This is a genomic window from Ruegeria sp. BC8 (assembly GCF_056535705.1).
This window is the reverse complement of record NZ_JBQFIV010000001.1, coordinates 466,116-486,251: the sequence shown is the minus strand read 5'-3', so window position 1 is coordinate 486,251 and position 20,136 is coordinate 466,116. Positions and strand designations below refer to the sequence as shown.

The 20,136-nt window shown below is 62.3% G+C and carries 21 protein-coding genes; 9 read left to right on the top strand and 12 right to left on the bottom strand.

Going from position 1 to position 20,136, the window contains the following annotated elements; translation table 11 throughout:
* Window positions 1-71: 71 nt before the first annotated feature.
* On the bottom strand, window positions 72-2,444 hold the full coding sequence (locus tag ACR3EK_RS02625; protein WP_480633999.1) for a mechanosensitive ion channel domain-containing protein: 2,373 nt from the start codon (window positions 2,442-2,444) through the stop codon (window positions 72-74).
* A 373-nt stretch (window positions 2,445-2,817) separates the two neighbouring features.
* On the opposite strand from ACR3EK_RS02625, the gene ACR3EK_RS02620 reads away from it, so the two are divergent.
* From ACR3EK_RS02620 to ACR3EK_RS02590, 7 genes are read left to right on the top strand one after another with little or no spacing between them, the layout of a single operon-like run.
* On the top strand, window positions 2,818-4,032 hold the full coding sequence (locus ACR3EK_RS02620; RefSeq protein ID WP_480632610.1) for a glycosyltransferase family protein: 1,215 nt from the start codon (window positions 2,818-2,820) through the stop codon (window positions 4,030-4,032).
* Complete coding sequence (locus tag ACR3EK_RS02615) at window positions 4,029-5,276, top strand: glycosyltransferase family 4 protein (RefSeq protein ID WP_480632609.1); 1,248 nt, start codon at window positions 4,029-4,031, stop codon at window positions 5,274-5,276. The genes ACR3EK_RS02620 and ACR3EK_RS02615 overlap by 4 nt, the downstream gene beginning before the upstream one ends.
* On the top strand, window positions 5,276-6,352 hold the full coding sequence (locus tag ACR3EK_RS02610) for a glycosyltransferase family 4 protein (protein ID WP_480632608.1): 1,077 nt from the start codon (window positions 5,276-5,278) through the stop codon (window positions 6,350-6,352). The genes ACR3EK_RS02615 and ACR3EK_RS02610 overlap by 1 nt, the downstream gene beginning before the upstream one ends.
* Entirely contained in the window at window positions 6,349-6,933 is a 585-nt protein-coding gene (locus tag ACR3EK_RS02605) for a histidine phosphatase family protein (protein WP_480632607.1), read from the top strand. The genes ACR3EK_RS02610 and ACR3EK_RS02605 overlap by 4 nt, the downstream gene beginning before the upstream one ends.
* Window positions 6,930-8,072, top strand: a complete 1,143-nt coding sequence (locus ACR3EK_RS02600) for a glycosyltransferase family protein (RefSeq protein ID WP_480632606.1) — start codon at window positions 6,930-6,932, stop codon at window positions 8,070-8,072. The genes ACR3EK_RS02605 and ACR3EK_RS02600 overlap by 4 nt, the downstream gene beginning before the upstream one ends.
* A complete protein-coding gene (locus ACR3EK_RS02595; protein ID WP_480632605.1) occupies window positions 8,069-8,821 on the top strand; it encodes a polysaccharide deacetylase family protein in 753 nt (250 codons plus the stop codon). The genes ACR3EK_RS02600 and ACR3EK_RS02595 overlap by 4 nt, the downstream gene beginning before the upstream one ends.
* 18 nt (window positions 8,822-8,839) lie before the next feature.
* Window positions 8,840-9,316, top strand: coding sequence for a class I SAM-dependent methyltransferase (locus tag ACR3EK_RS02590; RefSeq protein ID WP_093964551.1), 477 nt, complete (start codon window positions 8,840-8,842; stop codon window positions 9,314-9,316).
* On the opposite strand, the gene ACR3EK_RS02585 is transcribed toward ACR3EK_RS02590, so the two are convergent.
* A complete protein-coding gene (locus tag ACR3EK_RS02585; protein WP_170436292.1) occupies window positions 9,317-10,459 on the bottom strand; it encodes an alpha-D-ribose 1-methylphosphonate 5-triphosphate diphosphatase in 1,143 nt (380 codons plus the stop codon).
* 52 nt (window positions 10,460-10,511) lie between these two features.
* Between ACR3EK_RS02585 and ACR3EK_RS02580 the strand changes: the two genes are divergently transcribed.
* Entirely contained in the window at window positions 10,512-11,195 is a 684-nt protein-coding gene (locus ACR3EK_RS02580; protein ID WP_480632604.1) for a DUF1045 domain-containing protein, read from the top strand.
* Here ACR3EK_RS02580 and phnN read toward each other — a convergent pair.
* The 7 genes from phnN to phnG form a co-directional block, all read right to left on the bottom strand.
* Window positions 11,171-11,725: a phosphonate metabolism protein/1,5-bisphosphokinase (PRPP-forming) PhnN gene (phnN, locus tag ACR3EK_RS02575; RefSeq protein WP_170434292.1), complete on the bottom strand. Its 555-nt coding sequence runs from the start codon at window positions 11,723-11,725 to the stop codon at window positions 11,171-11,173. The genes ACR3EK_RS02580 and phnN overlap by 25 nt on opposite strands.
* Window positions 11,722-12,405: a phosphonate C-P lyase system protein PhnL gene (gene phnL, locus ACR3EK_RS02570; RefSeq protein WP_170339802.1), complete on the bottom strand. Its 684-nt coding sequence runs from the start codon at window positions 12,403-12,405 to the stop codon at window positions 11,722-11,724. The genes phnN and phnL overlap by 4 nt, the downstream gene beginning before the upstream one ends.
* A 24-nt stretch (window positions 12,406-12,429) precedes the next feature.
* Entirely contained in the window at window positions 12,430-13,200 is a 771-nt protein-coding gene (phnK, locus tag ACR3EK_RS02565) for a phosphonate C-P lyase system protein PhnK (RefSeq protein WP_480632603.1), read from the bottom strand.
* Entirely contained in the window at window positions 13,197-14,057 is an 861-nt protein-coding gene (locus tag ACR3EK_RS02560; RefSeq protein WP_174819621.1) for an alpha-D-ribose 1-methylphosphonate 5-phosphate C-P-lyase PhnJ, read from the bottom strand. The genes phnK and ACR3EK_RS02560 overlap by 4 nt, the downstream gene beginning before the upstream one ends.
* A gap of 235 nt (window positions 14,058-14,292) precedes the next feature.
* The gene (locus tag ACR3EK_RS02555) at window positions 14,293-15,384 is read right to left on the bottom strand and encodes a carbon-phosphorus lyase complex subunit (protein ID WP_480632602.1); all 1,092 of its coding nucleotides are present in this window, start codon (window positions 15,382-15,384) and stop codon (window positions 14,293-14,295) included.
* A 3-nt stretch (window positions 15,385-15,387) separates the two neighbouring features.
* On the bottom strand, window positions 15,388-15,963 hold the full coding sequence (gene phnH, locus ACR3EK_RS02550; protein ID WP_480632601.1) for a phosphonate C-P lyase system protein PhnH: 576 nt from the start codon (window positions 15,961-15,963) through the stop codon (window positions 15,388-15,390).
* Entirely contained in the window at window positions 15,960-16,421 is a 462-nt protein-coding gene (gene phnG, locus ACR3EK_RS02545) for a phosphonate C-P lyase system protein PhnG (protein WP_170369792.1), read from the bottom strand. Before phnG ends, phnH begins: the two co-directional genes overlap by 4 nt.
* A 102-nt stretch (window positions 16,422-16,523) precedes the next feature.
* On the opposite strand from phnG, the gene phnF reads away from it, so the two are divergent.
* A complete protein-coding gene (gene phnF, locus ACR3EK_RS02540) occupies window positions 16,524-17,240 on the top strand; it encodes a phosphonate metabolism transcriptional regulator PhnF (protein ID WP_170369794.1) in 717 nt (238 codons plus the stop codon).
* Window positions 17,241-17,246: 6 nt separating this feature from the next.
* Here the strand turns inward: phnF and ACR3EK_RS02535 are convergent, their stop codons facing one another.
* The 3 genes from ACR3EK_RS02535 to phnE (ACR3EK_RS02525) are packed head-to-tail and all read right to left on the bottom strand — an operon-like array spanning window position 17,247 to window position 20,134.
* Entirely contained in the window at window positions 17,247-17,864 is a 618-nt protein-coding gene (locus ACR3EK_RS02535; RefSeq protein WP_170441458.1) for an LbetaH domain-containing protein, read from the bottom strand.
* 24 nt (window positions 17,865-17,888) lie between these two features.
* Entirely contained in the window at window positions 17,889-19,256 is a 1,368-nt protein-coding gene (gene phnE / locus ACR3EK_RS02530) for a phosphonate ABC transporter, permease protein PhnE (protein ID WP_480632600.1), read from the bottom strand.
* Window positions 19,253-20,134: a phosphonate ABC transporter, permease protein PhnE gene (gene phnE, locus ACR3EK_RS02525; RefSeq protein ID WP_480632599.1), complete on the bottom strand. Its 882-nt coding sequence runs from the start codon at window positions 20,132-20,134 to the stop codon at window positions 19,253-19,255. Before phnE (ACR3EK_RS02525) ends, phnE (ACR3EK_RS02530) begins: the two co-directional genes overlap by 4 nt.
* Between the last annotated feature and the right edge of the window lie 2 nt (window positions 20,135-20,136).

Below are 20,136 nucleotides of genomic sequence, written 5' to 3'. Positions count from 1 at the left end.
CGCCGCGCGGCCCTGCCCAACGCTTGGAACGGCGGCACACCTGCGCCGCAGGTCAAAGGGGCGGGAGCGCCCTAGCGGTCGTCTCCACCGGGGCCGATATCGTCCAGATAATCCTCGTCAATCGCGGCTTGCACCGCGCCGGTGACCGCCTCGCGTTGTTTCGGAGACAGGTCTTCGGGGTCCTTGCCATCGGCCAGTCGTACCGTGACTTCGCGGTGTGCAAACTTGATGCCTTCGCGCGCGAACAACTCGCGGATTTCTTGGTACACCTTCTTGCGCACCAGCCACTGGTCGCCCGGCTTGGTCATGAACTTCACCCGGATGATCATCGCGGAATCCTGCATCTCGATGACGCCCTGTGACTTGAGCGGCTGGATGAAGTTGTCCCCGATCACCGGGTCCTCCAGCAACTCCTGCCCCAGCTTCTTGATCAGCTTGCGGACCTTCTCGACGTCCGTGTCATAGGTCACGCGCAGAGGCAGTTTCATGATCACCCAGTCGCGCGAGTAGTTGGTCAGAACCTTGATTTCACCAAACGGGATCGTGTTCAGGGCCCCCAAATGGTGGCGCAGCTGGAAAGACCGGACCGAGATTTTTTCGACCGTGCCTTTGACATCTCCGATGTCGATGTATTCTCCCTTGCGGAACGCGTCATCCAGCAGGAAGAACGCGCCCGAGAAAATGTCCCGCACCAGGGTTTGCGAGCCAAAGCCCACGGCCAGACCGACAACGCCGGCGCCTGCAAACAGCGGGCTGACATTTATGCCCAGTTCCATCAGAACGATCAGCACGATGGTCACTACCACCACGGCCAGTATGGCGCCCCGGAACAGAGGCAGCAGCGTGGCAAGGCGGCTTTGACCGCCCTCTCCGCCCTCGTCACCCAACTCGGCTTCGGCGGCTCCATCATCGGTTTCTTCAGCGATTTTGGTGTCGATCCAGATCCGGAAGAAGTGGAACAGGATGTAGCCGATGAACAGGATCACCATCACATCCAGCGCCCTGCCAATGGGCAAATCCTCGCTCCAGCTGGCTTCGGGATTCCAGATGACGACCAGTGCGTAGATGCCGACGACAAAGGCCAGGATGCCCGCGACACGCCGCGCAAGATCTTCGTAGGTCACCAATGTGTGCTTGCGTTTCTCCGCCTCGGGCGTCTCCGAGGTCCGCATTGTATCTTCATCGGTATCGATCTCGGCATTCAGAGCCTCGATCTGCCGGTTGCGATCGAAGTACCGCTCGAGCAGATAGTTCATGGCGCCATATGCGATGACGACCGACATGAAGATCATGTAGCTGCTTGCGACGATCGGCAGCGAGTCCTCGGTCTCGAGCACCAGATCCACCGCCAGCTTGAACCAACTGAAGACCAGATAGACGATCAGGGCCGGGGCCCAGCCAAATGATACGAACCGCAGCAACCAGGACACCTGGTCTGGCTGGCGGCCGCCTCGGATGGCGTTCGAAATGGCCCGGGCATTGAACAGGATCATCAGGATGTTCCCGACCATCCCGATCAGGGTCAGCCCGCCATAAACCATCGCGTAGACGTTGTAGTTCAGCCCGAAATCCGCCACCCAGGTGGAAAACAGAACAGCGGTAATGTCATAGGTCGCCAGCGCCGATGCCCAGATATACAGCCGCTTGGCGTCACGGTCCGAGAATGGCGGCAGCCTGTACTGGCTGAGATACGGCGACAGCACCATCCGCCACAGGTCGGAAACCGTACGTGACAGGAAAAACGTCGTGAAAATCGCCGTGACGGTGAACTGGATCGAGATATCTTCGGCCTCGCCAAAAAACAGATACCCAACGATCAGAGCCATCAGCATTGCAAACACCGTGGCCCCGATACCCATCAGAAAGCGGAACACAAGGAACGGCATCTTTTCCCGATACCCCTGCGGGTTTTCCTTGATCCGGGCGACGACCCACCGTCGGGCAAAGCGCTTGCCGTACAGCTCGATCGACAGCCATCGGCCAACCATCAGGAACAGTATGTTCCATCCCAGCACCTCGACATAGGTGAAAATCCGGCCATCAGGACTGGTTTGCTCGAGGATGTAGCGCACCTCGAAGATCGAATAGGGCAACGCCTCAAGGCGGGATCGCACGGCTTCGCTGAACTTGGCAAAGCGCTCCTGCGCCTTCATCAACTGCGAACTTTCCGCCATCGGATCATGAGCGACGTCCTCGGGCTGGCCACCAGCCTGCCCGACCGAGGATACCACCTGCCCGGCGCTGTCAATGACGATCACGCTGGCGCCCGCCTCGGTCGCGGCGCGGATCGCGGCCGCGACATCGTTGTCCTGCGGGGCCTCTGTTTCACCGGACGCCCCGGGATACCCCGGGATCAGCGAGGTCTGCGCCGCCGCACCGGTCGCGAAGGCCAGAGCGATTGTCCACGTCAGGAACAGTACACGGACAAGAAAGTTCGGTTTCATAAGGTCTTGCATCCTGATCTCTTGCTGCACGACAGCCTATAGAACGCACCGGCCTTGATCAAACGATCCACTCGCTGCTTCCCGACATCGTGTAGGACCGTGTTTTTGGCGCAAGCCCAAAGGCAGGATGTTTCCAACCCTATGGAATTCCTATAAGAGCAGGCAGCATCCGGCAAATCCGGGCTTTGCCAACTTCGGGGAATGTTGCAGGCTTCGCGTTATTGGTGACTTGCGCAATGGCTGTTGCCAAATCGCAATGATTGACGCATTTGCGGCTTTGACACAGACCCTTTGGCAGGCGGCGTCAAAAAATATAAGATAACTGGTGCGAAACGCGCGGAAACTGCACCGTAACAAAGATACGAGCGAGGGCATGAGCCTAGGCATCGACGACAAACAGACCGGTCGCGCTCCGCGCATAATGTTCTACAGTCACGATACGTTCGGACTGGGTCATCTCAGACGCTCCCGAGCGCTGGCTGCGGCAATGACGCGGGTGAACCCGCGTGCCTCGGCCCTGATCCTGACGGGCTCGCCCGTTGCCGGGCGCTTCACTTTTCCGCGGCGCGTGGACCATGTACGCCTGCCGGGCGTGACCAAGCGGGCCGATGGTTCGTATGCCGCGCGCACGATCGGAATGGGGATTGACGAGGTCACCGAGCTGCGTTCGGGACTGATCCAGACCACCATGCGCCAATTCGATCCGGACGTCGTCGTCGTCGACAAGGAGCCGACCGGATTCCGAGGCGAACTGCTGCCCACCCTGGAACAGCTGCATCAATCCGGGCGCGCCAAACTGGTGCTGGGTCTTCGCGACGTTCTGGACGAGCCCGAGGTTCTGGCGGCGGAATGGGCCCGAAAGGACGCAGTCGCCGCGACCGAGAAATACTATCACGAAATCTGGGTCTACGGCCTGCGGTCGGTTTATGACCCGACAGAAGGATTGCCGCTCAGCCCGTCGGCGCAGGCGCGGATTCACTGGACCGGCTATCTGCGCCGCGATCTCGGCCCTGTCGGCGAACCTCCCGAGCAGCCCTATATCCTTATCACGCCCGGAGGCGGTGGCGACGGGAAGGCAATGGTCAACCTTGTCCTGTCCGCGTATGAAAAAGACCCTGATCTGTCCCCCCGAGCCCTGCTTGTCTATGGCCCTTTCCTGTCCGGTGAGTTGCGCGAAGAATTCGAGGCCCGCGTGGCGGCCCTGAACGGTCGTGTGACGGCGGTCGGGTTCGAATCCCAGATCGAAACCCTGTTCGCCGGCGCGGCGGGTGTGGTCTGCATGGGCGGATACAACACGTTCTGCGAGGTGCTGTCCTTTGACAAACGCGCGGTGATCGTCCCGCGAACCACCCCGCGGCTGGAACAGTGGATCCGCGCCTCGCGCGCCGAGGAATTGGGCCTTGTGCGGATGCTGGACGAGACCCGCGATGGGTTGACGGCCGATGCGATGATCACGGCCATTCGCAACCTGCCGCAGCAGCCCCTTCCCTCGCAGGCGATCCGGGCTGGTTTGCTGGATGGCTTGGACTATGTCTCTGATCGGGTCGAGGCCCTGCTGAGCGTGGAACAGGAACGAGCGACCGGATGACAGACGCAGAGCCGAGACTGGCGGTGTTGGTCAAAGGTTGGCCGCGCCTGTCCGAGACGTTCATCGCTCAGGAACTGGTTGCTTTGCAGGATGCCGGCCACGCCTTTGACATCTGGTCATTGCGCCACCCGACCGACACCAAACGCCACCCCCTGCACGACCGGTTTCAGGGGCGGGTGCATTATCTTCCCGAATACCTGTACCAGGAACCCAAACGCGTATGGGCGGCGAGACGAACCGCACAGGCGCTTCCGGGTTATGCACAGGCCTACCGGGTGTGGCGACAGGATCTGCGTCGCGATCCCACGCACAACCGGATCCGCCGCTTTGGACAAGCTTGCGTTCTGGCCGCGGAATTGCCCGGCGGTACACGCGCGCTGTATGCCCACTTCCTGCATACCCCGTCCTCGGTTGCCCGCTATGCTGCAATCATGCGCGGCCTGCCGTGGAGCTTTTCGGCTCACGCCAAGGATATCTGGACGTCGCCCGAGTGGGAAAAGCGTGAAAAACTTCATGCCGACACCTTTGGAGCGGCATTCGGCGCAACCTGTACCGAGATCGGCGCGCGGCACTTGCGCGATCTGGCCGATGACCCCGCCCGTGTCGATCTGATCTATCACGGGCTGGACCTGACGCGATTTCCTGAGCCGCCCGCACGAAAGCTGCGATCCTTCGATGACCGGTTCCATATGGTGTCCGTCGGACGACTGGTGGAAAAGAAAGGCTTTGATCGCTTGATCCACGCCTTGGCCATGCTCCCCCCAAAGATCGACTGGCACTGGACCCACATTGGCGGCGGCACCTTGTCGGACAACCTGCGCGGCCTGGCGGAAAACCTGCGCCTGCAGGATCGCATCACCTGGAAAGGCGCCTGCGATCAACCCGAGGTCATTGCGGCCATGCGCGAGGCGGATCTGTTCGTGCTGCCCAGCCGCATCGCCGCGGACGGGGACCGGGACGGCCTGCCCAATGTCTTGATGGAAGCCGCGTCGCAAAAACTGCCGATCCTGTCCACTCCGGTCTCGGCCATTCCCGAATTCATCCGCAACAACGTGCACGGCATCTTGTCCGATGACGAACCCAAGGCGCTTGCAGACGCTATTTCCACCTTGGCCGCCGACCCGCAGAAAGCGGCAATCATGGCCGATGCGGCTTATGACCGCTTGCTTGCCAATTTTCGCATGGACCCCGGCATTGCACGCCTGTCCCGCCGCCTGAAAGCCTTGTGCGCGGAGGGTGCCTGATGGTTCGGGTCGCCTTCTATGCGCCGATGAAAGCCCCAGACAGCCCGGTACCATCCGGCGACCGCGAAATGGCTCGCAACCTGATGGCTGCAATCGGGGCCGGTGGGCATCGTGTTGATCTGGTCTCGCGGCTGCGCATCTATGACAAGACCGGAGACCCGGACCTTCAGAACCGTCTCTACCGCGAAGCCGCGGCCGAGGCCACCCGACTGAGCACAGAACTGCCTGCAGATACAGGCCTCTGGGTGACCTATCACAACTACTACAAAGCTCCGGACCTTTTGGGGCCCGCGGTCTGCCGCGCGCGGGGAATACCCTATGTTCAGCTTGAGAGCACCCGCGCCATGTCGCGCCTTTCCGGGCCCTGGGCCGGCTTTGCCCAAGCTGCGCACGATGCCTGCGACGCCGCGCAGGTGATCTTCTATCACACAGCAAATGACTTGATCACACTGGAACGCGAGCGGTTCGGTGATCAGTCATTGATTGAACTCCCACCCTTCCTGCCCCGATCGGACCTGCCTCGACCCTCTAGATGCACGGGGCCGATGCTGACGGTGGGAATGATGCGTTACGGGGACAAGTTGGAGTCTTTCCGCATTCTGGCCGATACGCTGGCATTGCTGAATGGGGATTGGACGCTGAACATCGCCGGCGACGGACCAGCCCGCCCGGATGTCGAGGCTTTGATGGCCCCCTTCGGCACAAGCGTCCGGTTTCTGGGCCTGCTCAGCCGCGATGACCTTGAAACGATCTACTCCGATGCTGCTCTGTTGGTATGGCCGGGCGTCAACGAAGCCTACGGGATGACCTATCTCGAGGCGCAGTCCGCGGGCGTCCCCGTTGTCGCCCAGGATCGCCCGGGAGTGCGCGACGTACTGGCGCCTGCCAATCATCCTGCCCCTGATTACGGCGCCGCCGCGCTGGCCGAGCGAATTGACCGGCTGCTGTCCGATCCCGAACTGCGTCGGGGCGAAGGTCAAAAAGCGCGCGACTACGTGGCCGGCCGTCATTTGATGCCAACCGCAACGCGGACGTTCTGGTCGGGAGTTTCTTCGCTGGTAGAGGAGATGTCATGACACGTCTGGCCCTTCTGCGCCACGGTCATACCGCCTGGAACCGCGCAGGGCGCATTCAGGGGCGCAGCGACATCAGCCTCGATGATCAGGCAAAGGCCGAACTGGCCCGATATCGCTTGCCAACTCCTTGGGACCGGGCCGAACTATGGTCCAGCCCCCTGACCCGCGCCAGCGAAACTGCGCGGCTGGTCGCCGGGCGCGAACCCGCAACCTCGGCCGCTTTGGTCGAGATGAATTGGGGCGACTGGGAAGGCCAACGCGGAGAAGACCTGATTGCAGATGCCAACACAGGATACCGGCATATCGAAGATTGGAGCTGGGAATTTCGTCCCCCCAACGGCGAAAGCCCGGCCGACATTCGCCGCCGTCTCATGCCATGGCTGTCCAGCCTGACCGGTGACAACGTAGCTGTCTGCCATATCGGAATCATGCGGGTCATCCTAGCCATTGCCTGGGGGTGGGAGTTCCAGGGCCCCGCGCCGTTCCGCATCAAACGCAATCGTCTCTACGTGGTCGATTTGGAGCAAATGCGACCGGAGGCAGAGCCCGTCCGGCTTATCTCGCGCGAGGCCGGGTCATGAGGTCCATGATCGTCGTCACCCATCTGCTGGGGACCGGACATCTCAGCCGCGCATTGACCTTCGGTCGGGCTTTTGCAGATGCCGGGCACGACGTGACCGTCGCATCCGGCGGGATGACTGCACCTCAACTGAACACGGATGGAGTTTCCCTGCTGGCGCTACCACCGCTGCGTTCGGATGGTACCGATTTCACGCGGTTGCTGACGGCCGACGGAGATATTGCAGACGCGGCCTATCTGAACTCCCGCGCTATTGCCCTGACCGAGGCTGTTCGACGGGTAAACCCCGATGTCCTGATAACGGAACTCTATCCCTTCGGGCGCCGAAGCCTGGCCGACGAGTTTCTGGCCCTGTTGTCCACTGCGCGGTCACTGCCGTCCAGTCCGGTTGTTCTGAGTTCGGTCCGGGACATCCTCGCGCCGCCGTCGAAACCCGCCAAAGCTGCGCGGACCGAAGAAATCATTGAGCGTTTCTATGACGGCGTACTGGTTCATTCCGACCCCGAAATCACACCGCTGGATACCAGCTGGCCGGTTACAGAAAACTTGGCCGAACGCCTGTTCTATACGGGCTTTGTTGCCCCGCCTGCGCCGGGCCCTCATGAGCAAGGGGAAGGAGCGAATGAAGTTCTGGTCAGCGCTGGCGGCGGATCGGTCGGACAACCGATCTTTCGCGCGGCCATCGAGGCCGCCCAAAAGATGCCCAACAGGCGCTGGCGCCTGCTGGTCGGCGGTCAGGATGCCGAAGACCGGATTGCCGAACTGAGGCACATGACAAATGGCGAAAATGTCATTCTGGAGCCCGTACGTCCGGATTTCAGACAAATGCTGCCGCTGGCCGCAGCCTCGGTCAGCATGTGCGGGTACAACACCGCCATGGACTTGCTGCAATGCGCGACCCCGGCCGTTCTGATCCCATTTGACGATGGCAAGGAAGTGGAACAGACCCTGAGGGCAAAAAGCCTGGCCCGCTTGCCTGCCGTCGACGTGCTGAACAGCGCGAAGCTGACCGGAGAGGCATTGGCCCAAGCAGTCGACCGCGTCCTGCATCAAGGCTCGCGCGAACCCTTGGATGGCGGGTTTGACGGTGCCCGCAAGTCGGTAGAGATTGCCACCTCGCTCTGGGAGACTCGGCAATGACGACCGATTGGACACCGCTGCGATCCGAATTGCAGGTGTGGCGAGAGGCTGGGCTTACGCTTCCACTGTGGTGGCGGGACGATGACGCGATCGCGCCCAGCCGGCAATTGGACCGTTTGGTGGGCCTGTCATCCCGAACCGGGCTGCCGGTTCATCTGGCCATCATTCCACGCGATGCCAGTCAGGATCTGGTCGACCAGGTTGCCAACCAGACCAGCTTGGTTCCGGTGGTTCACGGCTGGGCGCACCAGAACCACGCGCCTGAAGGCGAAAAGAAGTCCGAGTTCCGCCTGCATCGTCCGCTCGCCTCGATTGTGTCTGATGCACACCATGGCTTCCTGCGTTTGCAGGAGTCCTTCGGTGATCGTCTGTGCCCGATGTTCGTCCCCCCTTGGAACCGCATCGCGCCCGAAGTGACGGCAGAGCTTGCGGAGATCGGCTATCAGTTCCTGTCCACGGCCACGCCCAGAACGCACGTAGAAGCAGCCCCAGGCCTGACTCAGGTCAATACCCATCTGGATCCGATCGACTGGCGCGGTACGCGAGGGTTGGCCGATCCGAATGCGTTGATCGCCAAAACCGTCTCGATGCTGCAGGATCGCCGCGAGGGGCGTGCCGACCCAACCGAACCTTTTGGCGTGTTGACCCATCATCTTGTCCATGATCAACAGATCTGGGACTTTACCGAGGCGCTTCTGGATTGTCTCATGGCGGGCCCCACACGCGTCTGGTCCGCAGGACCACACTGATTACCCGAGGAGACATTGATGAGCCGACTGGATTCCATGCTGCGACGCCTGACCGCCCAGCGCGACGGGCTGAACTGGGCTGCGGCGCGGATCAAAGGGCTGAAAGGCGATGTTCTGGACATGGGTTTGGGCAACGGCCGCACCTATGACCACCTGCGCGAGATCCTGCCCGACCGGCGCATCTGGGTCATGGACCGGGTTCTGCAATGTCACCCGGACAGCACCCCTCCGGCCGAAGATTTTCTGCAGGGCGAGGCTGAACCGATGCTGAAGAAGCTGGCCGAAGATGGCCCGCGGATCGCATTGGCGCATTATGATTTCGGTCGCGGGATCAAACACGAAGACGTGGCCGAAGCGGCGAGGCTCAGCAAGCTGATTGGCTCGGTCATGGTTCCAGGCGGGTTGCTGATATCCGGCCAACCGCTGGAAGGGTTCGAGCAGATCAACGGCCCGGACTCCATCGCGCCGGACCGCTATCTGTTCTACTTGGCCTGATCAAGCCACGCGCTGCCCGCGCGACCAGACCGCGGTCAGGGCCGGGACGTCGCCCCGCATTCGAAAACGGATCAGGTCTGCCCGCAGCCCCGGTTTCAGAGCGCCGCGATCCGCAAGGCCCGCCGCCCGCGCCGGAGCCCGTGTCACAGTGGCGATGCCACGCGCCATGTCATCCCAGATGCGCCCAAGAGTAACGGCTGACAACAGCAAGGCTGACGGCACATAGTCCGACGACAGAATGTCCAAACACCCCAAGTCGGCCAGTTCCCGTGCTGCCACATTCCCAGAATGTGACCCGCCCCGGATCAGGTTTGGCGCGCCCATCATGACCTGAATGTCATGAGCGTGACAGGCCCGTGCGGCGTCGACCGTCGTTGGGAATTCGGCCAGCCGAATGCCATGACGAGCGGATATCGCCACTTGCGCCTCGGTCGTGTCGTCGTGGCTGGCCAGAACCGCTCCGAAGCGGCGCGCGGCGTCCACGGCCTCTTGCTCGTGGCGGTCTCCATTGCGGTCCCTCAGCCCCCGCAACTGGTTGACGTGCCGTGCGAACATGTCGTCATCCATAGCGTACTTGCCTTTGAGATAGGCTTCGAACTTGGACAGGTCCCTAAACTGGCGCTGGCCGGGCGTGTGATCCATCAACGAAACGATGCCAACCCGGTCTTCTGGACCGAATTCCTGCAATTCCTCGACCAGCGTCTCAGAACAGACTTCGGCGCGCAGATGCAGAAAGTGGCTGATCTTGAGTGCGTCCTGCTCTCGCAACTCCCACAGCTCGCGGGACAGTCCGCGCGCGTATTTCAGATACCGTCCGGCACCGGAGGGGATCGACCCCACCCGCATTGCGTCAAAAACCGTCGTGATCCCGGTGCTGGCCAGTTCCGCGTCATGCGCCAGAATGGCTGCGGCATGGGGCCAGTCCACCTTGGGCCGCGGCTGGATGTGGCGTTCCAGGTTGTCGGTGTGCAACTCGACCAGGCCGGGCGACACATAGTCCCCACCACAGTCAATCGCGCCTTTCGGAACAGCCGCGCCGGTGTCTATGTCAGCGATCGTCTGGCCAACGATACGGACACACCCCCGGACGGTCTCATCCGGCAGAACAAGCAACGCATTGGCAAGGGTCAGTTCATCTGTCATCGGATTTTCACGTGGTTTGAGGTAAGGAGAGGCCACGCAACAGGAGGCCATTGTGAATTTTGCGCGATACGCGATCTATTTCGTTCCCCCAGCCCAATCCGACTGGAGCAGGTTTGCAACCGCGTGGCTGGGGTGGGACATCGATGCGGGACGGACCGTCGACCATCCGGCCATTGACGGGTTGGACGTCGCCTCGGTAACACAAGTGCCGCGCAAATACGGGCTTCATGCCACGATGAAGCCGCCATTTCGCTTGCGTGAAGATCAGTCGCTGTCCGCTTTGGAGGACACCTGCGCCCGTTTGGCCGGTAAATTCGCCCCCGTTTCGCTGGACGGGCTCGAAGTTGCACGCCTTGGTCGGTTTCTTGCTTTGCGGCCCGTGGGCGACACACGAGACCTGAACGCGCTTGCGGCGGCTTGCGTCCGCGACCTGGACCCTTTTCGTGCCCCGGCCTCGGAAACCGAGATGAACCGGCGCCGAGCGGCCGGGCTGACCATGGAGCAGGACGCCAATCTGACGAACTGGGGCTACCCATACGTTCTGGAGGCTTTCCGCTTTCACATCACCCTGTCCAGCCGCCTGAGCAAGCCGATGCTGGCAAACGTGCAAACCGTGCTGAACCAACGGCTTGTCCCATTGCTGCCAGCCCCTTTTGACATAGGGGACCTGGCCCTTGTGGGCGAGGCTGAAGACGGGCGGTTCCATATGCTTCAAAGGTACGCCCTTTCGGGTTGAAGGCCGGACAAGATGGTTTCAACGGTTGCATCCAGTGACCCGGAATTGTCGACCTCGATCACGTGGTTCAGGCCTTCGGGCAGGGCTGCAGTGGCGCGCCCCAAACGCCGGGCTTGATCAGCCGCGCTTTCCCGGCCGCGCACTGCCAGACGTTGTGCCAGAACCTTTGGTTCGGCCGTCAGGGATATCACGATCAGCTCTCGAAATTCCTTCTGCGCCTCGGGCAACACAGCCCTTGAGAGGTTGACCAGAACCGCATCGGCCCTTCGGCGTTGGTCCGTGATCGCAACGGGTATGCCGTAGTGCAGCCCGTGCGCGGCCCAGCACAGAACAAAGCTGCCCTCTTGGACCATTGTTTGAAACGCCCGGTCGGACACGCGGTCAAAATCCTCACCGCCTTCGCCATGGGGACGGGTGATGACTCTACGCACCCTTTCGAAGTTCGACGCGCGCGCCAGCAGTGCTTGGATCACGCTGTCTTTTCCAACACCCGAAGGCCCGACAACTGCAATGACCGGGGCCATCTTCATGCCGCCGCCCCCGGCGCAAACTGCGTGACGTCGACCACGCGGCTGCAGACCCGGTCACGGGCCTCTTGGTCGTGGAATATCCCAATGATCGCCGCGCCGCGGGCCTTTGCTTCTTGGATCAGGGACAGCACGGTTTCGCGGTTTCGTGCGTCAAGGCTGGCCGTGGGTTCATCCAGCAACAGAGCCGGATAGTCATGCGCAAAACCACGCGCGATATTCACCCGTTGCTGTTCACCGCCCGAAAATGTCGTGGGACTGAGGCGCCAAAGCGGTTCCGGAATATTCAGGCGCTGAAGGAGGCCCGCTGCCTTGTCCAGTGCGGTCTGCCGCTCGCACCCCTGAACCAGAAGCGGTTCGGCCACGACCTCCAGCGTCGGCACACGCGGCACAACACGCAGAAACTGACTGACATAGCCCAGGGTCTCCCGGCGCAGTTGCAGGATCTCGCGCGGTTGGGCCCGGGCGACGTCGAGGCCGCCCACCCGCACCTGCCCCGAGGCCGCCAGGTAGTTGCCGTAGATCACCCGCATCAGTGTGGACTTCCCGGCCCCGCTGGCCCCGGTCAGGGCCACGCATTCTCCGGCCCCGACCTGCAGCGACGCGCCCGCCATCACCGGGATCACGGCGCCGCCCTGATTGTGCAGGGTAAAGCTCTTGCTCACGTCGATCAGTTCAATCATCGGATTTCATCTTTTCTGTAGCATTCAAACCTGCAGGACGCTGGACACAAGCAGTTGCGTATAGGCATGCTGCGGGTCGTCCAGCACCTGATCGGTCAGCCCCGCCTCGACCACCTCGCCATCCTTCATCACCATCAAGCGATCCGCCAGCAGCCGCACCACGGCAAGATCATGGGTGACGATGATGGCGCTCAGCCCCATCTCGCGCACCAGACCGCGCAGCAGGTCCAGCAGCCGCGCCTGCACCGAGACGTCCAGCCCACCGGTCGGTTCATCCATGAAGACCAGCCGCGGACCGGTCACCAGGTTGCGCGCGATCTGCAACCGTTGCTGCATGCCGCCCGAAAACGCGCTGGGTCGGTCGTCCACGCGGCTTTCCGCTATCTCGACCCGGCCCAGCCAATCCAAAGCCTGCCCGCGGATCTGGCCATAGTTCCGGCTCCCCACGGCCATCAGCCGTTCGCCGATATTGCCGCCGGCGCTGACCGACATGCGCAGCCCGTCGCGGGCATGTTGATGCACAAAGGCCCAGTCGGTGCGCCCCAGCATCCGGCGGGCCGGTTCCGACATCGTGACCGTGTCCACCGGCCCGTCGGCGCGGGTATCAAAGATCACCTGCCCGGCATCCGGCTTAAGATGCCCAGCCAGACAGTTCAGCAGGGTCGACTTGCCCGACCCGCTTTCGCCGACGACCCCCATTACTTCACCGGGGTAGAGGTCGAAACTGACATCCCTGCAGCCGATCCGCGCGCCATAGCGCTTCTCGATGCCTTTGACCTGCAAGAGCGGGGTCATGCCGCATCCTCCTGCGCCAATCGGCCTTGGTGTCCGGCCTCGCGGCGGGACCGGCAGAAATCGGTGTCCGAACACACGAACATCCGGTTGCCTGCATCGTCCGTGATCACCTCGTCCAGGTAACTGTCTTCGGCCCCGCACAGATCGCAGGCGTGATCGGCCTTGCTGGCCTCGAACGGATAGTCCTCGAAATCGAGGCTGACCACCCGCGTATGCGGCGGCACCGCGTAAATGCGCTGCTCGCGCCCGGCCCCGAACAGCTGGATCGCGTCCATTTCCAGTTTCGGATTGTCGAATTTCGGGATCGGAGACGGGTCCATCACATAGCGGTCGGCCACCCGGACCGGATAGGCATAGGCCGTGGAAATCGCGCCGTGCTGGCTGATGTCTTCGTAGAGCTTCACATGCATCAACCCGTATTCCTGCAGGCTGTGCATCTTGCGCGTCTCCGTCTCGCGCGGTTCCAAAAACCGCAGCGGTTCGGGGATCGGGACCTGATAGACCAGGATCTGATCGTCGCGCAGCCTGGCCTCGGGGATACGGTGGCGGGTTTGGATGATGGTCGCCTTCCCGGTCTCTTCGGTCGTGGCCACGCCCGCCGTCTTCTCAAAGAACTTGCGGATCGACACAGCATTGGTCGTGTCATCTGCTCCCTGATCGATCACCTTGAACACATCGTCCGGTGTCAGCGTCGCGGCCGAGACCTGAACCCCGCCCGTGCCCCAACCATAAGGCATGGGCATCTCACGGCTGGCAAACGGCACCTGATAACCCGGAACGGCCAAGCCCTTGAGAATGGCCCGGCGGATCATCCGCTTGGTTTGTTCGTCCAAATATGCGAAGTTATACTCATTCATTTGATGTATCACTTTCGTTTTTTGGTGTTGTTGTGGACGGTTTTCTGGTTACCTCGGCCTTCGCGGTCGTCATGCTCTACTTTCTCTGGCGCAGGATACATTCCCAGCGACGGCGCCGGGCCATGCGGCGGGACGCGCGAGGCGAATGGTCTGCGATCAGCGCGGACGCGCCACGCCGGGCTGCGGCTGGCAGGGCATCTCGGCCGGCGGACAGGATGCAGGAAGGGCACCGAAGTCATTCGGCGGCCTCGCGCGGTTCCAGGCGTTCTTCGGCTTCGCGGCGCAATTTGCGCACCAGTTCCAATTCGGACTGGAAATCGACGTAATGCGGCAGTTTGATATGCTCCAAAAAGCCGGTCGCCTGAATGTTGTCAGCATGGCTGAGGACGAATTCCTGATCCTGCGCCGGGGCGCCCAGATCGTCTTCGCCCAATTCCTCCCAGCGCAAGGCGCGGTCCACCAGCGCCATGGCAATGGCTTTGCGCTCGGACTGGCCGAAGACCAGCCCATAGCCGCGCGTAAATTGCGGCGGCTCGGTCTTTGATCCCTTGAACTGGTTCACCGTTTCGCATTCGGTCAGGGCGATCTCTCCGATCTCGATCGCGAAGCCCAGTTCGGGGATATCCATCTCGACCGCGACGGTGCCGATGCGCAGCTCACCCACGAAAGCGTGGTTGCGGGCATAGCCGCGCTGGGTCGAATAGGCCATGCCCAGCACGAAACCCTCGTCCCCGCGCGTCAGCGCTTGCAGGCGCAGGGGGCGGTCGGCCGGGAACTCCATCGGTTCGCGCGTCAGATCGCCGGGCGGCTCATCGCTGGCGGGTTCGTCCTGGATCAGACCTTCGTCTTTGAGGAATTCGGTGATGTGCGGGGTCGGCTCGTGACGCGGCACGGCGGTGGGGGCCTCAGGCTCCGCGCCATCGGCGGCCAGTTTGAAATCCAGCAGACGGTGCGTGTAGTCGAAGGTCGGGCCCAGAACCTGCCCGCCCGGTGCATCCTTGAACGTGGCCGAGATCCGGCGGTCGCAGGTCATGCTGCCGGTATCGACCGGGGTCGAATAACCAAACCGCGGCAGGGTGGTACGGTAGGCGCGGATCAGGAAGATCGCCTCGATTAGATCACCCCGCGCCTGTTTGATCGCCAGTGCGGCCAGATCGGGATCGTACAGAGAGCCCTCGGCCATCACGCGGTTCACCGCAAGGCTGAGCTGTTCACGGATCTGGGCCAAGGACAATTCGGCCACGCCGGGATCGCCCCGGCGTTCCTCTGCCAGCCAGGCATGGGCGTTTTCAATCGCCTTTTCGCCCCCTTTGACGGCTACGTACATGGCCTAACCCTCGGGCTGGATGCGGGTGCTGCGCGGCAGGGCCGCAACCATATCCCCGCAGGTGAAGAAGAAATCGCACCCCAAGGGGTACAGGTCTGAATTGGCCTGAACCGCCGCGACATCGGGCACGGCCAGGTGCGTAGTGTCGCGTATGCCCGGCCCTCGCAATACGGCACCGGAAAGGTCTAGCGCGCCACACTCCACGATCAGGGTGGCGGATCGGTCGGGGTATTCCGGCGTTCCGATCAGGTATTGGTCCAGCGGCACAAGGTCCTGCCAGCAGCCAACGGCGAAATCGGCCCGCGCGGCGGGCACGAGGGGCGCACCGGTGTGGAAGGTCAGCCATTGGCGAATGGCCGGGTTGTCGGCTCCGCGCGCCAGATAAACGCCCGTGTCCGGGTCGCACAGCGTCAGCAGCAGCGTTCCCGCGGCGACCGACAGGCCGTCGGGCGGGGTCGCGCCGACCAGCTGCCGCAACTCACCCGGCCGCGCCATCACGGTCATGGCCGCACGAAAGGCGTGGGCCGCCTGAACCGGCGCATCGGTGAAACCGCCTGAAAAACGGGTCTGTGGGGTCATTGATCCTCTCCCCGAACCATCGTGAAGAACTCGACCTTGGTGGCCGCGGCCTTGGCGGCCCGGGCCGTTCTGGCCGCCTGGACCTGGCGGGTCAGCGGCTCCAGGATTTTCGCACGCACCGCATCCGCGCGCCCGGTCTGCATCAGCGCGTCGATCAGAGCGGCGGTTTCGGCATGGGTCTTGTCGCGCCCCTGCACATATCCGTGGCCCTCGGTTCCGTCAGGCAGAACCAGAGCGCAGCGCGTGATCGTCATCTCGCCCAGATTGAAGGGCGCACCCGTGCCGCCTGCCCGCCCCCGCACCATGACTCCGCCGATCTCGGGCGCGCGCAGCCACTGGAATTCGGGACGCGCGCCATAGGCGGTCCACAAGGCAGCCAGCGCCTCGGCCGGCGCACGTGCCAGAAGGCCCAGCCAGGCCCGTCGATCACCTGTCGCGATTTTTGTCTGTTCCGCCATCAAAGCCTCTTGGCCAAGTTGTCTACAACTACTATACAACTAGACAAATCATAGCGGGGCATCGGGTGACTCGCAACGAATATGCTGTGAAGTTTTGATGACATGAGCCAAACACCGATCTGGAAGACCATCGCGCTGGCGCTGACCGCCGACATTGCCGAGGGGCGCTTTGCCACCGGCGACCGCCTGCCGACCGAGGCGCAGCTGGCCGCAACCCACGGCGTGAACCGCCACACGGTGCGCCGGGCCCTAGCCGAACTGGCCCGGCAGGGGCTGGTGCATCCGCGCCGCGGGGCCGGCGTGTTCGTTTCGGCAGCAGCGACCGACTACCCGATCGGCAAACGGGTCCGGTACCACCAGAACATCTCGGCCAGCGGCAAGATCCCGGGCAAGCGTGTGCTGTCGCTGATCACCCGCGCCGCCGACAAGACCGAGGCCCAAGCGCTGGCCCTGGCCCCCGGCGACCCGGTGCATGTCTATGACGGGTTGTCGCTGGCCGATGGCCAACCGATCGCGGTGTTCCAAAGCGTCTTTCCCGCCGCGCGCCTGCCCGACCTGCCCGAAGCGCTGGCCCAGAACGGCTCGGTCACGCGGGCGCTGCGGCACTGTGGCGTGGCGGATTATACCCGCATCTCGACGCGCCTGACCGCCCGCGCGGCTGATGCGATTCAGGCCCGGCACCTGCACCTGATCGAGGGCGCGCCGGTTCTGCATTCGGTCGGCATCAATGCCGATCCGCAGGGGCATCCGGTTGAATACGGCAAGACCGTCTTTGCGGGCGAGCGGGTCACTCTGACGCTGGATGACGATCACGGGTGATGCCGGTCAATCCTCGTATTTCTCCAGAAACGCCTCGGCGGGCAACGCGCGGAAATCCGGCAGCGCCGCGCGCAGTCGGGCATTGTCCCAATCCCACCAGGCCAGAGCCATCATACGCTCGGCCACGTGTTCGGGGAACCGGCGTCGGATGGGGTGGGCAGTGACGCCGCCGACGATGGTATAAGGTGGCACGTCCTTGGTCACGATCGCCCCGGAGGCGACGATTGCCCCGTGCCCGATCGTCACCTCGGGCTTGATGATGGCCGCGTGGCCGATCCAGGTGTCATGCCCGATTTGCGCCAACCGCCCGGCGCGCCGGGCGAACCAGTCCGCGTCGTCCTCGGCATCGTCCCAATAGTCGGCCGAGCGGTAGTGGAAGTGATGCAGCGACGCTTTCTCGATCGGATGGTCGGTGGCGCCGATCCGGGTGAAACTGGCGATATTGGCGAATTTCCCGATCCGTGCATTGGCGATGTCGCAGGTGCGGTCGCAATAGGTATAATCCCCAAACACCGAATTCGTCACCCGCGTTCCGGCACCGATTTCGACAAAGGCGCCAAAGCTGCTGCCGGTTATCTGGCAATCCGGGTGAATGAAAGGCTGGTCCGGTCGCAAGCGCGCCATGGTCTGCAAGTCCTCGTATAAGGTTCAAGGCAACATCAGGGGCTTGGCCTGCGGGTCGCGCTGTTTGCGCGACTTGGGCGGCCCGCCCTGGATCAGCCGCCTGCGCAGCCAGCCCGAAAACCAGTCCATCAGCATGACCATCAGGATGATCAGCACGATGTAATAGGCGACTTCCTCCCAGTCTTTCTGGGTGATAATCGCCTGTGTCAGCAACAGACCGATCCCGCCCCCGGTTATCGCCCCGATCACGGTTGCGCTGCGGGTGTTGGATTCCAGGAAGTACAGGAGCTGACTGAGCAGAACCGGCGTGATCTGCGGGATCACACCGAAACGATATTTCTGCGGCGCATTGGCCCCGGTAGACTGCACGCCCTCGATCTGCTTCTGATCAACATTTTCCAGCGCCTCGGAGAAGATCTTGCCGAAGGTGCCGGTATCGGTGACCAGGATGGCCAGCGCCCCTGTCAGCGGCCCCGGCCCGAAGGCGCGCGCCAGAACCACCGTCCAGATCAACGCATCAACCCCGCGCACGAAGTCAAAGATACGACGAGTGGCAAATCGGACCGTTCTAAACGGATTGAAATTTCGTGTCGCCAGAAATGCGAGGGGCAAAGCGATCATTCCTGCGCCCAATGTACCCAGAAAAGCCATTAGAAGCGTTTCAAAGATCGCCCACGCAACATCCTGATGGCGCCACATCTTGTTGGTCCAGAAATCGTCAAAGATTTCCGCGGCCTCGCCCGAAGCGGCACGCCCCACCAACTGGCTGAAAGACTGACCGTAATAAGGGCTGTCCAGTGTGAACCAGAACAGTTCCCACCCGTTGAAATACCGGAACACCTCGGCCCGGTTGCGTGTCACGGTCAGCCGGCCCGCCGGCGTGGTTATCGCCAGGCGGTTCTTTGACATGTTGATCCAATCCGGCACCTCGGCAGTCGGCAGTTCGGCCTGCACTCCGGCCGACCGGCTGGGCGTTGCGCGCACTGTTCCGTAACCCGGGATGTCGTATTCCACGGTTTGAGGTCCAAAACGAACGATGTGGCCGTCTTGCAGGTCAATCACGGTGGTTTCGCCCAAAGCGACCCATTCCGGCGCAGTGCCATCCGGGTAAGCGCCCTTTCGCTCTCCCTCTATCGCAACGGACACCTGTCCGTTTCGATTGTCCCGCGTCACGTGAGTCTTGTAGCTGTAGCTGTCGGATACAAGCGTCTTGCCGTTTTCCCAGTTGGCCCGCTCGGCCAAGCCGGGCACGTCAAAGGCAAAGAAAACATAGACCAGGTATAGAATGACCAGCCCCGGCAACCCGAAACTCAGCGCCCGTTTGCGCCGAAAGATGTGGTCGGTTTTGGCCTTCAAGTCGTTGATCGGCAGATCAGTGGCAAAGGTGCTCATGCTGCGGCTCCTTTGGCGGAACCGTGTGTCAGGCGGTCACGCAAAACGCTGGACAGCTGATCCACGGCCACGATGGTAACGAACAGAAGCAGAAAGATGGCCGCCGCCTCGTCGTAACGCCCCTGCCCCCAGGACATGGCGTTGCGCAACTCGTACCCCAAGCCGCCTGCCCCCACGAAACCAAGAATGGCCGAGGCGCGGATGTTGATCTCGAACCGCAGAAGAGCGTAGCTGACATAGTTTGGCCCGACCTGCGGGATCACGCCCAAATACATCCGCTGCGACCAGTTGGCGCCAACCGACTGCAGCCCCTCGACCGGTTTCAGAGAGGCGTTTTCATTCACTTCGGAAAACAATTTGCCCAGGGCACCGGCAGTGTGAATGGCGATGGCAATCATTGCAGGCACTGGCCCGCCGCCAAGAACAAAGATCAGAACCAACGCGATGACAATTTCCGGAACGGCCCGGCAAATATCAGAAATCCGCCGAAAAACGGGGATCAATGACGGCCACAGCGCCATGCCGCGGGTGGACATCAGCGCCAGAAAGGTGCCGCCCAGAGTGCCCACCAGCGTGGCCGCGGCGGCGATATTCAGTGTTTCGATCAGCGCGGGGAAGAACTCGACCAAATTCGCGGGCAATTCCCCGATCTTCTCCCAGGCCTCAGTCAGAACCTCGGCAGGGTAATCGAAAATGCGGTTCCACCCATCGGCAAAACTACCGGCGTTTCGCATGTCGGCGGTCCGGAATCCGGCCGCCATAAGTGCCACGAACAGGATCAGAAGTATCCCACCGTAGACCCGTTTTCGACGGGTCATGCTGGTGTAATCCTCCCGGATCCGGTCGAGGCCGGCGGATCCCGCGGTCAGGTCGGTCATGA